The organism is Thermodesulfobacteriota bacterium, assembly GCA_040756475.1.
In the GTDB taxonomy this organism is placed as follows: Bacteria; Desulfobacterota; Deferrisomatia; order Deferrisomatales; family JACRMM01; genus JBFLZB01.
The window spans coordinates 1-13,730 of record JBFLZB010000124.1 but is presented as its reverse complement, the minus strand read 5'-3'; the positions used below and the strand labels follow the sequence as shown (position 1 = coordinate 13,730).

The following is a 13,730-nucleotide window of genomic DNA, read 5'->3' as shown; positions in this document are numbered from 1 at the left end:
ACCTGGAGGAGGACGCGCTTTTCCGGGTCCATGGTGGTTTCCCAGAGCTGCTGGGGGTTCATCTCGCCCAGGCCCTTGTAGCGCTGGATGCCCAGGGACTTGCGGCCCTGGTCGAGGAGGACCTGGAGGAGCTCTTCCTTGTTGGCGGCCTCGACCAGGGGGAGGTCGGCTCCGTTCTTCTTGAGGACGAGGAAGGGGGGCTCTTTCAGGTCGCCGATGGTGTCGTTGACCCGGCAGAGGCTTCGGTAGTCGGGGGAGTCGATGAGCTCGTAGGTGACGGGGCTGGCGACGATTCGGCCCTCGGCGAACTTCTCTGCCCGGAAGCGCAGGACGCTGTGCTCCTGGTCGGCGCCCGTGACCTCCACCCGGTAACCCCTGGCCTCTAGGGCTTCCCGGAACGGCCGGAAGGACTCCGGCGACTCCAGGCTGCCGGGGCTCGTCAGGTTGTGGTTGGCGAGGATGCGCGTCACCGTGCGGTCGTAGCCCCGGCGCTCGAGCCGGTCCATGTAGTACTTGAAGTCGAAGATGCGCAGCATGAGCTCGCGCAGGGTCTCTCCGGAATAGACGGTGCCGGTCTTCTCGATGCGCACGGCGTGGTCGGCCACGGCCTCCCGGATGAGGAACTGGTGGAGCTCGGCTTCGTTCTGGAGGTAGTGCTCGTTCTTCGACTTGACCACGCGGTAGAGGGGAGGCTGGGCGAGATAGAGGTACCCCTTCTCGATGACCTGGGGCATCACCCGGTAGAAGAAGGTGAGGATCAGGGTGCGGATGTGGCTGCCGTCCACGTCGGCGTCGGTCATGATGATGATGTTGTGGTAGCGGATCTTCTCGATGTCGAACTCGTCGTGGACCCCCGCCCCCAGGGCCGTGATGAGGGTGACGATCTCCTTGTTGGAGAGGATCTTCTCGGGGCGGGCCTTCTCCACGTTGAGGATCTTGCCCTTGAGGGGGAGGATGGCCTGGTTGGCCCGGTCGCGCCCCTGTTTGGCCGAGCCGCCGGCGCTGTCGCCCTCCACGATGTAGAGCTCGCTTCGGGCGGGGTCGCGCTCCTGGCAGTCGGCGAGCTTTCCCGGGAGGCTCGCGCTGTCCAGCGCGCTTTTTCGGCGGGTGAGCTCCTTGGCCTTGCGTGCGGCCTCCCGGGCCCGGGCCTCCTGGATGCACTTGAGGACCACCTGTTTCGCCACGGCCGGGTTTTCTTCGAGGAACGCGGCGAGCTTGTCGTTGACCACGTTCTGGACGAGCCCCTGGACCTCGGAGTTGCCGAGCTTGGTCTTGGTCTGCCCCTCGAACTGGGGATTGGGGATCTTGACGGAGATCACCGCCGTGAGGCCGGCCCGGGTATCCTCGCCGCCCAGGCCTTCCTTGAGGTCCTTGAGGAGGTTCTGGGCCTTGGCGTAGTTGTTGAGGCAACGGGTGAGCGCCCCTCGAAAGCCGGTAACGTGGGTTCCTCCCTCGCGGGTGTTGATGTTGTTGGCGAAGCTGAAGACCTTTTCGTTGAAGCCGCTATTGTACTGGATCGCCACCTCCACCTGGATGCCCGCGTTCTCCCCAAAGAAGTAGATTGGCGGGTGGAGCGGCTCGGCGTTGCGGTTCAAGTGCTCCACGAAAGAGCGGATGCCGCCCTCGTAGCGGAACTCCTGGCGCTTTTCGGTCCGCTCGTCCTCGAGGATGATCTTTACGCCGCTGTTGAGGAACGAGAGCTCCCGCAGCCGAGTGGCGAGGATGTCGAAGGAATACTCCGTCTCCGAGAAGATTTCCGGATCGGGCTTGAAACGCACCTTCGTCCCGCGGCGGCTGGTGACGCCGGTCTCCGCCAGGGGCGCCGCGGGAATCCCCCGGGCGTAGGTCTGTGTGTAGACCTTGCCGTTGCGCAGGATCTCCAGGTCCAGGGTCTCGGAGAGGGCGTTGACCACCGAGACGCCGACGCCGTGGAGCCCCCCGGAGACCTTGTAGGTCTTGTTGTCGAACTTCCCGCCGGCATGAAGCACCGTGAGCACGACCTCCGCAGCGGACTTGCCCGTCTCCTTGTGGATGTCCGCGGGGATGCCCCGCCCGTTGTCCACCACGGTAACGCTGTTGTCCACGTGGATCGTGACGGCTATCTCATCGCAGTAGCCCGCCAGGGCCTCGTCTATGGAGTTGTCGACGACTTCGTATACGAGGTGGTGAAGACCGGAAGCGCCGGTGGACCCGATATACATGGCGGGCCGTTTCCGCACGGCCTGGAGCCCCTCCAGGACCTTGATGGTATCGGCTGTGTAGCTTTCTTCGGTGGGAAATATCTGTTGGTCCATGGTGCTCCAGGTCTTTCTGCGAAGGGGGTGTCAGACGGCGCAGGCGGCGCCTCCGGAGAGGCGGTAGTACCGGGCAGCGCTGGGGTCGGGCACGGGCACGCAGTCCCGGTCCGTTCCGGCAACGATCACCTGGCCGGACCAGGTCTCCAGGAAACGCCCGAGGAAGCCCAGCCGCTTGCGGTCGAGCTCGGACCCCGGGTCGTCCAGCAGGAACACGGGTTTCTCGCCCAGGGAGTCGCGGCCCCACAGGAGCAGGGCAAGCTTCAAACTCAAGGCGAGGGTGCGGAGCTGCCCCTGGGAGCCGAACCGCTCCGCCGCCCGCCCGCCAAGCTTCAGACGCACCATGTCGCGGTGGGGTCCCACGGTGGTGTACCCGAGCTGCGCGTCGCGGGGGCGGTTGCGCCGGAGGGATTCCCGGAGGGCCTCTTCCCCCTGGTCGCTGGAGCCCGAAGCACAGTACCCCAGATCGGCGTCCTCACCCCCCGAGATCTCTGCGTGCAGGGCTGTAACGACCGGGCCTAGGGCTTCGAGCGCCCGCCGGCGGGCTTGGTTCACGGCAGCACCCAGGCGGGCGAGCTCGCCGTCCCACACGTCGATACTGTCGTCACCACGGCGCAGGCAGGCGTTTCGATGGCGCATGACGCGATTCCAGTCCCTCAGCCGCGCCAGATGGCCGGCATCGTTCCAGAAGGCGGCGCGGTCCAGATATCGGCGTCGAAGGTCCTGGCTGCCACGGGCGAGATCGATGTCGGCAGGGCTGAAGAGGACGGTATGAAACTCCGAGAGGTAGGAGGAAATACTGGAAGGAACCTTTCCATCGACTCGCGCCGTACGACCCCCTTCGTCCAACCGCAACTGCAGTCGCACCGTGCCCGTTCGCCCCAGGATCTCTCCCTCCAACAGGGCTTCCGCAAACCCCGATCCTATCAGATCGCGGGTGCGCCGAGTACGAAAACTTTGAAGGTTGGAGAGCAGATGGATCGCTTCGACGACGTTGGTCTTTCCCTGGGCGTTGTCCCCGAACAGGACGCACACCCTGGTACCGGGATCGAGGCTCAGGTCGCCGAGGTTGCGAAACCGGCGCGCCCTCAGGTGCGCCAGCACCATCTCAGTCGACGCGCATGGGCATGACCACGCACAGGAACCTCGTGTCGTCGGCGCTTCGCAGCAGGCACGGAGAGAGGGGATCGTGAACCGAGAGGATGACCTCGTCTCCCCCCACCGCCTTGAGGGCGTCTAGAAAATACGCCGCATTGAAGGCGATCCGCAGGGGCGGACCGGAAAAGACCCCCTGGACCTCCTCCCGGGCTTCTCCCATGCGCACGTCTGCCGAACTGAGGGCCACGGTCTCTCCGTCGGCCTCCAGGACCACGCTGCGGCTCTCCTGATCGCTCAGGAGGGAGACCCGCCGAAGGGCATCCAGGAAATCCCCTCTCTTGATGCGCAGCCCGTTGGGAGACTCGGCGGGCACCACCTGCTGATAGTTGGGGAAGGTTCCCTCGATGAGGGTCACCGAGAGATCGGTAGACCCGACCCGCGCAAACACCCTTCCCTGGTCGGAAACGATGTCGAACTCTCCTTCCACCCCGTCGAGGACGCTCTTGAGTTCTCCGAGTCCCTTCTTGGGGATGATGATCCCCTCCCGAAAGGGGTCGAGCGCCGACCCGACGGGACGGTCGATGAGGGCCAGCCGGTGGCCGTCGGTCGCCACCATCCGCAGAAGCGCCTCACCACTGTCGTTGGTCCAGGCTTTCGCATACACCCCACACAGGTAGGGACGCGATTCATCGTTGGAGGCGGCAAACAAGGTCTTATCGAGCATCTCGCGGAAGAGGCGCGCATCCAGGCGCAGAAAGCGCTCCGGGGGCGAAGGAAAGGAAGGATACTCGTCGGCAGCGGTCCCCGGCAGATGGAACACGCTCTTTCCCGCCGTCACCGTGACCCACTGGTTCTCCTTGACCTCCATGTCCACGCTTCCCCGGGGCATTTCGCGCACGATCTCATGGAGCTTCCGGCCGGGAAGGGCGATGGAACCCGGCATCTCCACGGCACAGGGCTCGCGCTGAACGAGGCTGACCCGCAGGTCGGTCGCACAGACCAGGACCCGCTGGTCCCCAGTCTGGAGGAGGATGTTCTCCAGGATGGGTCTCGTGCTCTTTCTCTCCAGCACGGACTGGGCGAGGGAAAGGACGGACGCGAAGCTCTCCTGGGACAAGCGGATCTTCATAGGACCATCTCCTTCGAATTCTTTTTTTTGTTAAATCTCATTCGTAGTAGTAGGGGCTGTGAAACTTGTGGATAAGCGATGGGAGCGCCCGGGAAAAGGGACGCCGGAGCTGTGGACAAACCTGGGGAGAACCGGTGTCTTTTCCACAGAGGGGAAAGGGTCTGGGTTTGTCCACAGGTTATCCATAGAGCGATACACACGGTAACCACAGGTTATCCCGTGAGGGACGAACGCAAGGTCTCCACCTGGCTCCGGAGATCGGAGTTCAGGGGTAGGGCGGCGGCGATCTTCGAACAGGCGTACATGACAGTGCTGTGGTCACGGCCCCCGATCTTCTGGCCGATCTCGGGAAAGGAGGAGGAGGTCAACTCCCTGCACAGGTACATGGCGACTTGGCGAGGATGGGACAGGCCCTTGGTGCGGCGCTTTCCCTTGAGGTCCGCAAGGGTGATCTGGAAGTGCTGGCAAACCGCCTTGAGGATGACGTCAATGGTAACCTCCCGTCCTCCGTCGCGGATGAAGTCCTTCAGCACTTCCTTCGAGAGGTCTATGGTAATGGGATTATTGGTGAGGCTGGAAAATGCAGCGATTCGCACGAGAGAGCCTTCGAGCTCGCGGACGTTGCTTGCGAAGTTGCTGGCAAGAAAGATGGCGACGTCAGAGGGAAGGGGAATGGATTCAATTTCTGCCTTCTTCTGAAGGATCGCGACCTTCGTTTCCAGGTCCGGAGGCTGGATGTCGGCGATCAGGCCCCACTCGAAGCGGGACCGTAGGCGATCTTCGAGGCCGGGAATCTCTTTCGGGAACTTGTCGCTCGTCACAACGATGTTGCGGTGGCTCTCGTAGAGGGCATTGAAGGTATGGAAGAACTCCTCCTGGGTTCGTTCCTTTCCGGAGATGAACTGAATGTCGTCCATGAGAAGGATGTCCATGCGGCGGTACTTTTCGCGGAACTCGGGCATCTTCTTGTTCTGGAGAGCATGAATGAGCTCATTCATGAAGCTCTCGCTGTGGACGTAGCAGACGCGGATGTCCGGGTAGGTGGCGAGCTTGAAGTTTCCGATGGCGCTCAGGAGGTGTGTCTTCCCGAGACCGACTCCGCCGTAGATGAAGAGGGGATTGTAGGTGCGGGGGGACTTCTCCGCGACGGCGAGGCACGCCGCGTGGGCAAACTGGTTGGAGGAGCCCACCACGAAGGAATCGAAGGTGTACTTCGGATTCAGTCCCAGACGGCGGGCCTTCTCCTTCCACTCGGAAGGCGTGGGTTCGGCCTTGACCGGGAGGGGCGAGGAACGCCGGAGGTAGGGCTTGTCGGTCTTTTGGACCACGAAGTCGAGTTCGAGGGTGGGACCGCCCCGGCGGTGGACGCTGTCGAGAATGAGGGTGGGGAAGGCATTGTCCTGGAGCCAGTCGATGAAGAACCGGTTGGGAACCTCCAGGGTCAGTCGGCCATCTTGCAGCTTGACGGGGTGGATGGGGGCAACCCACGTGGAAAAGGTATGGGGCGGAAGGCTGCCCTCCAGGTCTCTCAGCACTCCCTTCCAAAGGTTCTCCATGGGAGGTTCCGACCGAAGGCAATTATCCACAGCTGTGGATAAAACTGTGGAGAAGATGGACCAGGGTGAGGCGCGAGCAGGGAACGGGACAGGGAAGGAGCAGGACCCATCGGGCCCTCGCGGCGTGGGGTGGAGACTACCAAAGGGGGCCGGGGGCAGGCAAGGGGTTTATTGGGCCGGCCGGTCGGGAGCTGCCTGGGGGTCGTTGACGCAACTGCGCGTTTGAGCTACCGTTTCGCGAAAAACGGGGGGCAGGAGACTGCTGTCGAGAGAGGGGAGGCAAGAGATGGGGAAGGACCCGAGGAGGGAGCAGCGCGCTGCCCTGAAGCGCAAGAAGCGAGAGCAGCGGGTGAGGGAGGAAAAGTCACTGCACCGGGGGGCGAGCCAGGGAGGGGGCCAGGAGGGGCTGCTCAGCCGCGCAAAGGAGTTTCCCGTGGGGGAGTGTGTGGTGAGCAAGGGGTGGCAGGAGCGCGGCCTGGCCCACATTCTGGTAACCCGGCGGGCACCCGATGGGACGCTCGTGGTGGGAGGTTACTACGTGGATCCCCTGTGCACGGGCCTGAAGGCAACCGCGGTCATGCCGCGGCTGAGCGAGGAGGAGTATCGGGAGCGGGTGAAGCCCCACATTTTCAACGACCCGGTGGAGTTCGAGGCGTGCGAGCCGGGAAGGGCCAAGGCCCTGGTGGAGGGAGCGGTGCAGTACGCGGGGTCCCTGGGACTGAAGCCGGCCAAGAGGTGGGAGGAGGCAAGGCGGGTCCTGGAGGGCATCGACGCCGACGGGGAGGGACTGGTCTTTGGCCGGGGCGGAAAGCCGTGCCTGGTGCTGCGCGGCGGGGAAAAGGCTCCCGGTGTGCAGGCACGGCTGGACCGGACCCTGGGCCCGGGCAACTACGCGGTGGAAGAAATCCCGGCGCAGGGGTAGTCCGGAGCCCCGGGGAAGCGACGAGGGGCACCCCCGAGAGCGGGTGCCCCTTCTCACGTGCAGCGAGGGACGAGCCCTCAGAGCGTGTGAACAAATCTGCTGCGCGGCTGCTGTGATGCGCGCTCGTTCACTCCTCGCCTATCTGCACGACATGTCTCGTCGGTCCCTCGCGCGCACCTTGCACTCCGGCGTGCTCGCGACGATTTCTTCACCCGCGCTCAGCGCCGGCGCCCGCCCACGTGAAGCTGGTTCATGGCCCGCTCCATCTTGGCTTCGGCCTCGAGGTACTCCTTGGCTTCCCGGGAGTAGGTCTGGAGCTCGCGCTCGGCCTCGGCCTTGAGGGCTTCGGCCGCCTGGAGGTCGATCTCGGCGGGGAACTCGGCCTCCTCGGCGAGCACGGTCACCTTGGCGTGCTGCACCTCGGCGAAGCCGCGGCGCACGGCGAGGAAGTGTTCTTCCGAGCCGATGCGGTACATGAGCTCCCCCACCCCGAGAGCGGTGAGGAAGGGGGTGTGGCCGCCGAGCACGCCGAACTCGCCCTCGGCCCCGGGGGCGGTGACCTCGGCCACCTCCGCCCGGACGAGCTGGCGGTAGGGGGTGACGACTTCCAGGAGGAACGCGTCCTTTGTCATGGTGTGCTCCGCTCCCTAGACGGCGGCGTCGAGGCGCTTGGCCTTCTCCGCGACCTCTTCGATGCCGCCCACCATGTAGAAGGCTTGCTCGGGGATGTCGTCGTGCTTGCCCTCCACCACCTCCTGGAAGCCGCGGATGGTGTCCTTGAGGGAGACGTACTTGCCCGGCGTGCCGGTGAACGCCTCGGCGACGAAGAAGGGCTGGGAGAGGAAGCGCTGGATCTTGCGGGCGCGGGAGACCGCGAGCTTGTCGTCCTCGGAGAGCTCGTCCATGCCCAGGATGGCGATGATGTCCTGGAGGTCCTTGTAGCGCTGGAGAACCTGCTGGACGGCCCGGGCGACCTTGTAGTGCTCGTCGCCCACGACCTGGGGGGAGAGGACGCGGCTGGTGGAGTCCAGGGGGTCCACGGCAGGGTAGATGCCCAGCTCGGCGATCTGCCGGGAGAGCACCGTGGTGGCGTCCAGATGGGCAAAGGCCGTGGCCGGCGCCGGGTCGGTGAGGTCGTCGGCGGGCACGTAGATGGCCTGCACCGACGTGATGGAGCCCTTGGAGGTGGTGGTGATGCGCTCCTGGAGCTCGCCCATCTCGGTGGCCAGGGTGGGCTGGTAGCCCACGGCGGAGGGGATGCGGCCCAGCAGCGCCGACACCTCGGAGCCCGCCTGGGTGAAGCGGAAGATGTTGTCGATGAAGAGGAGCACGTCCTGCCCCTCCTCGTCGCGGAAGTACTCGGCCACGGTCAGCGCCGAGAGCGCGACCCGGGCGCGGGCTCCCGGGGGCTCGTTCATCTGCCCGTAGACGAGCGCCGCCTTGTCGATGACGCCCGACTCCTTCATCTCCATCCAGAGGTCGTTGCCCTCGCGGGTGCGCTCGCCCACCCCGGCGAAGACCGAAAAGCCGCCGTGCTGCTTGGCCACGTTGTTGATGAGCTCCATGATGAGCACCGTCTTGCCCACGCCGGCGCCGCCGAAGAGGCCGATCTTGCCGCCCCGCAGGTAGGGGGCCAGCAGGTCGACGACCTTGATGCCGGTCTCGAGGATCTGCATCTCGGTGCTCATCTCGGTGAAGTCGGGCGCGCCCCTGTGGATGGGGCTGCGCTTCTTCGTCTCCACCGGGCCCACCTCGTCCACGGGCTCGCCGATGACGTTGAGGATGCGGCCGAGCACCTCGCGCCCCACGGGCATGGTGATCATCTCGCCGGTGTTGAGGACGGGCACGCCCCGCACCAGGCCCTCGGTGGAGTCCATGGCGATGGTGCGCACGGTCTTCTCCCCCAGGTGCTGGGCGACCTCCAGCACCAGGTTCCACTCCTGGTCGGAGATGCTGGGATTCGAGACCTTGAGGGCCGTGTAGATCTCGGGCAGCGCCCCCTCGAAGGAGACGTCCACGACGGCGCCGATGACCTGAGCAACCTTCCCGTATTCACTCATGTGCCTCTGGCCTCCTCTACAAGTTCAGGCCGAAATCGACGTTCTTTGACAGGATGACAGGATCGAGAGGATGTAAGCGGAAGGACCGGTTCGAGCCCAATCCTGTATATCCTGTCATCCTGTCGAAACGGGTTCCGTTCTATCTCATGGACTCCACGCCGTTGACGATGTCCATGAGCTCCTTGGTGATGGACTCCTGGCGGGCGCGATTGTACTTGAGGGTGAGCCGGGAGATCATGTCGCTGGCGTTGTTCGTGGCGGAGTCCATGGCGGTCATGCGGGCCCCGTGCTCGCTGGCGGTGCTTTCCAGGAGCGCCCGGAACACCCGCACGTCTACGTACCGGGGGAGCACCGAGTTGAGCATATCGGCTTCGCTGGGCTCGTAGAGGTACTCGGTGGTGGAGGTGTCGGGCTCTACGCGCAGCGGCTCTACGGGGAGCAGTCGGTCGTACACCACCTGCTGGGAGAGGGCGGACCGGAACTCGTTGTACACCATGTAGACGAGGTCGAGCTCCTTGTTGGTATAGCGCTCTACGATCTCGCGCCCGATCTGCTGGGCCTCCCCGTAGGACACCTTGCCGAAGAGCTCGGCCCTCTCCCCGATGACGTCCACGCTCTTGTTGCGGAAGAACTCCCGCGCCTTCTTGCCCACGAGGTAGAGGCGCACGGCCTCGTACTGTGCGGCCTTTTCCCGCAGGAACCGCTCGACGCTGCGCAGGATGCTCCCGTTGAAGGAACCGCACAGGCCCCGGTCCGAGGTAAAGACCACGAGGGCCACCGCCTTGGGGTCCCGGCGTTCCAGAAGGGGATGGGCCTGTTCCTCGGTGCGAAGCGCCAGGCTCGAGAGCACTTCGAGCATCTTGTCCGAGTAGGGCCGGTTCTGGACGATGGCCTCCTCGGCTTTGCGGAACTTCGCCGCCGAGACCATCTTCATGGCCTTGGTGATCTGCTGGGTGCTCTTGACGCTCTCGATCCGGTTCTTGATGTCCTTGAGGCTCGGCATCCTTGTTTCTCCGCCGTCACTCGGTCACGAAGGCCTGGTCGAGCTCGGCCAGGGCTGCGTTGAGCTTGCCCTTGAGGTCGTCGTCCAGGACTTTCTTGGTGCGGATCGTCTCGAGGATGTCGGGCTTCCTCGTCTCGAAGAAGGAGTACAACTGTTCCTCGTATCTCTTGAGCTGGTGGAGTTCGTACTTGTCCACGTAGCCGTTGGTGGCGGCGTAGACCACGAGCACCTGCTTCTCCACCGGGAGGGGCTGGTACTGGTCCTGCTTGAGGATTTCCACGAGCCGGGCGCCCCGGGCGAGCTGGCGCTGGGTGGCCTTGTCCAGGTCCGAGCCGAACTGGGCGAAGGCCTCCAGCTCGCGGAACTGGGCGAGGTCGAGCCGCAGGGTGCCGGCGACGCCCTTCATGGCCTTGATCTGGGCCGAGCCTCCCACCCGGGAGACCGAGATGCCCACGTTGATCGCGGGGCGCACGCCCGAGTAGAACAGGTCGCTCTCCAGGAAGATCTGCCCGTCGGTGATGGAGATCACGTTGGTGGGGATGTAGGCGGAGACGTCGCCGGCCTGGGTCTCGATGACGGGCAGCGCCGTGAGACTGCCACCCCCCTCGGCCTGGGAGAGCTTGGAAGCGCGCTCCAGGAGGCGGGAGTGGAGGTAGAATACGTCGCCCGGGTAGGCCTCGCGCCCGGGCGGGCGGCGCAGCAGCAGGGAGAGCTGTCGGTAGGAAACGGCCTGCTTGGAGAGGTCATCGTAGATGATGAGGGCGTGGCGGCCGTTGTCGCGGAAGTACTCGCCCATGGTGCAGCCGGAGAAGGGGGCGATGTACTGGAGCGGCGCGGGCTCGGAGGCGGTGGCGGCGACCACGATGGTGTAGTCCATCGCCCCGTGCTCCTTGAGCTTGGCCACCACCTGGGCCACCGTGGAGCGCTTCTGCCCGATGGCGACGTAGATGCAGGTCACGTCGCCGCCCTTCTGGTTGATGATGGTGTCCACGGCGACGGCGGTCTTGCCGGTCTGACGGTCGCCGATGATGAGCTCGCGCTGACCGCGCCCGATGGGGACCATGGAGTCGATGGCCTTGAGGCCGGTCTGGAGGGGCTCCTTCACCGACTGGCGCTTGACGATGCCGGGCGCCTTGATGTCGATGACGCGGTTCTCGGGGCTCTCGATGGGGCCCAGCCCGTCCACGGGGACGCCCAGGGGATTCACGACCCGGCCCCGGAGGGCGTCGCCAACGGGCACCGAGACGATCCTCCCGGTGCGCTTGACCGTGTCGCCTTCCTTGATGTGGATATCCTCCCCGAGGATGGCGGCGCCCACGTTGTCCTCTTCCAGGTTGAGCGCCATGCCCATGATGCCGCCCGGGAATTCCAGGAGCTCGCCGGCCATGCACTTTTCGAGGCCGTGAATGCGGGCGATGCCGTCGCCCACGTTGAGCACGACGCCGGTCTCCGCAACGTCGAGCTTGACCTCGAAGTTCTGGATCTTCGATTTGATGATCTGGCTGATTTCCTCGGCGCGGATCTGCATCGTGGTCTCACCCCTTGATCAAGGTTTCTCTCATGCGTTCGAGCTGGGTTCGCAGGCTGCCGTCGAAGACGAGGTTGCCGACGCGGGCGACCACCCCGCCGAGCAGGGACGGGTCCACCCGGATGTCCAGCTCGACTTCCTTCTTCAGTGCCCGGGCGAGCGCCTTGCGCAGGGCGCCGGCCTGGGCTTCCTGGAGGGGCATGGGGGTTAGGGCTTCGCCGCGCACGCGGCCCTCGGCGTCGTCCCGGAGGGCGGCAAAGGCCCGCAACACGTCGTCGAGCTGGGTAAGCTTGCGGGCCGCCAGCAGCACCCGAAGGAAGTTTGCGCAGAGGGGATCGAGCTCGGCCGCGGTCAGCACGGCGTCGAGGACCTCGGCCTTGGCGGGCCGGGGGAGCACCGGGCTCAGGAGGGCAACGCGCAGCTCCTCCTGGGTGGCCAGGGCTTCCTGCACGGCCGCCAGCTCCTGGGCAACCCGGGCCGTCTTGCCGGCCTCCTGGGCGAGCTCGAAGAGCGCTTTGGCATAGCGCTGGGCAATTCGTGAGCGGATCAATGCACCCTCCCGATGTTCTGGATGGTGAGCTCGACGGCCTTCTTCTGGTCCTCGGGGGTGTAGGCCTTGGAGAGGAGCTCCTGGGCCAGCTGGACCGCCAGCGCGGCGGCCTCGGAGCGCAGTTCGTCGGTGGCGCGCTTCACCTCGTTGGCGGCGGCGGCCTCCACCTGGCGCCGGATGGAAGCGGCGGCCTTCTCGGCGTCGGCCAGGATCCGCTCCCTCTGGCGCTCCCCCTCGGCCTTGAAGTCGGCGTGGATGCTCTGGATCTCGCTCTCCAGGGCGGCGACGCGGGCCTTGTGCTCCTGGTACTTGGCCTCGGCGGCGTCCCGGGCGGCAAGGGCCTCCTCGAGCTCTTTCTTGATGCCGTCGCGGCGCTGGGCCAGGGCCTGGGACACGGGCTTTCGGAGGAAGTAGAAGAGGCCTCCGGCCAGGATGCCGAAGTTGACGAACTTCATGGCGAGATCGTAGAGGGGCGAGCGGCCGGTGTCGGCAGCGGCCCAGACGAGGCCGGGGAGAAGGAGGAGTGCCCCGGCGAGGAGCGACAAGGCGAGGGTGCGGCGGAGCATCAGACGGCCCTCCCGAGGATGCGCTGGGCGACGGCAGTCGCAAGCGGGGCGACCTGGGCGCGAAGGGCCTTGCGGGCGTCCTCGGACTCGGCCCGCAGGCGGGCTCGTACCTGGGTGACCGCCTTGTCCGCCTCGCCGGAGGCCGCTTCCAGCAATCGGTCGCGCTGCGCCTCGGCCTGGCGGATCACCTGGGTGCGGGTGCGGTCGGCGTCGGCCTTGGCGGCCTGGAGGCGCTTCTGATAGTCGTCCCAAAGGGCCTGGCTCTCGGAGGAGAGCTGGGCGGCCTGCTTGCGGCGGCCCTCGGTGCGGTCGCTTCGCTCCTCGAGCACCCGGAGCATGGGGCGAAAGAGGAGGCGGTTCAGGAGGTACATGAGGAGCAGAAAGTTGACGAGCTGCACGAGCAGCGTGGCGTTGATGTTGATCACGAGGCTATTCCTCCGTAACCCGGGGGCAGAGCGGGCGCGATCATACACGAAGGCTTTGCCGCAATCAAACGGCTTTCAGCGCTGGCGAGACGATTTTCCCCGCGTCAGACCACGAAGATGAGGAGCAACGCCACCACCAGGGAGTAGATGCCGGTGGACTCGGAGACAGCCTGCCCCACCAGCATGGTGCGGGTCAGGAGGTTGGCGTGCTCGGGGGCGCGGGCGATGCCCTCGCAGGCCTTTCCCGCGGCGAATCCTTCACCGATGCCGGGGCCGATGGCGCCGAAGCCCATGGCGATGCCGGCTCCCAGCAGGGCGGCGGCGCGGACGAGGTCGGGGCCGGTAATCTCAGCAGCCATGATTCACCTCCAGGGCAAGAAGGGAAAAATCAAACGACGTATAGGAGAAGCAGGGCGACGACGAGCCCATAGACGCTGGTGGACTGGCTGACGGCCTGGCCCACGAGCATGGTGCGCACGAGGGTGGCGGAAAGGTCGGGGCGGCGTCCGGTGGCCGCGCAAGCGGAAGCCGCCGCCAGGCCCGCGCCCATCCCGGGGCCCACGGCCGAAAGGCCGCCGGCGAGACCCGCCCCGAGGAGG

The 13,730-nt window shown here is 65.6% G+C and carries 14 protein-coding genes; 1 reads left to right on the top strand and 13 read right to left on the bottom strand.

Features of this window, described 5'->3' with window-relative positions:
- The 4 genes from gyrB to dnaA form a co-directional block, all read right to left on the bottom strand.
- Positions 1–2,294, bottom strand: a 2,294-nt coding sequence (gene gyrB / locus AB1578_16210) for a DNA topoisomerase (ATP-hydrolyzing) subunit B (GenBank protein ID MEW6489446.1), incomplete at its 3' end; no start/stop codon positions are given.
- 30 nt (positions 2,295–2,324) lie between these two features.
- The gene (gene recF / locus AB1578_16205) at positions 2,325–3,401 is read right to left on the bottom strand and encodes a DNA replication and repair protein RecF (protein ID MEW6489445.1); all 1,077 of its coding nucleotides are present in this window, start codon (positions 3,399–3,401) and stop codon (positions 2,325–2,327) included.
- A 1-nt stretch (position 3,402) separates the two neighbouring features.
- Positions 3,403–4,521, bottom strand: a complete 1,119-nt coding sequence (dnaN, locus tag AB1578_16200; protein MEW6489444.1) for a DNA polymerase III subunit beta — start codon at positions 4,519–4,521, stop codon at positions 3,403–3,405.
- Positions 4,522–4,733: 212 nt separating this feature from the next.
- Positions 4,734–6,077: a chromosomal replication initiator protein DnaA gene (dnaA, locus tag AB1578_16195; protein MEW6489443.1), complete on the bottom strand. Its 1,344-nt coding sequence runs from the start codon at positions 6,075–6,077 to the stop codon at positions 4,734–4,736.
- 286 nt (positions 6,078–6,363) lie between these two features.
- Between dnaA and AB1578_16190 the strand changes: the two genes are divergently transcribed.
- Positions 6,364–6,999 carry a hypothetical protein gene (locus AB1578_16190; GenBank protein MEW6489442.1) on the top strand — a complete coding sequence of 212 codons (636 nt, stop codon included), beginning with the start codon at positions 6,364–6,366 and terminating at the stop codon, positions 6,997–6,999.
- A 218-nt stretch (positions 7,000–7,217) separates the two neighbouring features.
- Here the strand turns inward: AB1578_16190 and AB1578_16185 are convergent, their stop codons facing one another.
- The 9 genes from AB1578_16185 to atpE (AB1578_16145) all read right to left on the bottom strand — a co-directional run.
- Positions 7,218–7,631 carry a F0F1 ATP synthase subunit epsilon gene (locus tag AB1578_16185; GenBank protein MEW6489441.1) on the bottom strand — a complete coding sequence of 138 codons (414 nt, stop codon included), beginning with the start codon at positions 7,629–7,631 and terminating at the stop codon, positions 7,218–7,220.
- A 15-nt stretch (positions 7,632–7,646) separates the two neighbouring features.
- A complete protein-coding gene (atpD, locus tag AB1578_16180; GenBank protein ID MEW6489440.1) occupies positions 7,647–9,059 on the bottom strand; it encodes a F0F1 ATP synthase subunit beta in 1,413 nt (470 codons plus the stop codon).
- A 139-nt stretch (positions 9,060–9,198) separates the two neighbouring features.
- The gene (gene atpG, locus AB1578_16175) at positions 9,199–10,062 is read right to left on the bottom strand and encodes an ATP synthase F1 subunit gamma (GenBank protein MEW6489439.1); all 864 of its coding nucleotides are present in this window, start codon (positions 10,060–10,062) and stop codon (positions 9,199–9,201) included.
- A 16-nt stretch (positions 10,063–10,078) separates the two neighbouring features.
- Positions 10,079–11,590: a F0F1 ATP synthase subunit alpha gene (gene atpA, locus AB1578_16170; protein ID MEW6489438.1), complete on the bottom strand. Its 1,512-nt coding sequence runs from the start codon at positions 11,588–11,590 to the stop codon at positions 10,079–10,081.
- A 7-nt stretch (positions 11,591–11,597) separates the two neighbouring features.
- Positions 11,598–12,140 carry an ATP synthase F1 subunit delta gene (gene atpH, locus AB1578_16165; protein ID MEW6489437.1) on the bottom strand — a complete coding sequence of 181 codons (543 nt, stop codon included), beginning with the start codon at positions 12,138–12,140 and terminating at the stop codon, positions 11,598–11,600.
- Positions 12,137–12,706 carry an ATP synthase F0 subunit B gene (locus tag AB1578_16160; GenBank protein MEW6489436.1) on the bottom strand — a complete coding sequence of 190 codons (570 nt, stop codon included), beginning with the start codon at positions 12,704–12,706 and terminating at the stop codon, positions 12,137–12,139. Before AB1578_16160 ends, atpH begins: the two co-directional genes overlap by 4 nt.
- A complete protein-coding gene (gene atpF / locus AB1578_16155) occupies positions 12,706–13,131 on the bottom strand; it encodes a F0F1 ATP synthase subunit B (protein MEW6489435.1) in 426 nt (141 codons plus the stop codon). The genes AB1578_16160 and atpF overlap by 1 nt, the downstream gene beginning before the upstream one ends.
- Positions 13,132–13,235: 104 nt before the next feature.
- On the bottom strand, positions 13,236–13,490 hold the full coding sequence (gene atpE, locus AB1578_16150; GenBank protein MEW6489434.1) for an ATP synthase F0 subunit C: 255 nt from the start codon (positions 13,488–13,490) through the stop codon (positions 13,236–13,238).
- Positions 13,491–13,519: 29 nt separating this feature from the next.
- Positions 13,520–13,730, bottom strand: a 211-nt coding sequence (gene atpE, locus AB1578_16145; GenBank protein ID MEW6489433.1) for an ATP synthase F0 subunit C, incomplete at its 5' end; no start/stop codon positions are given.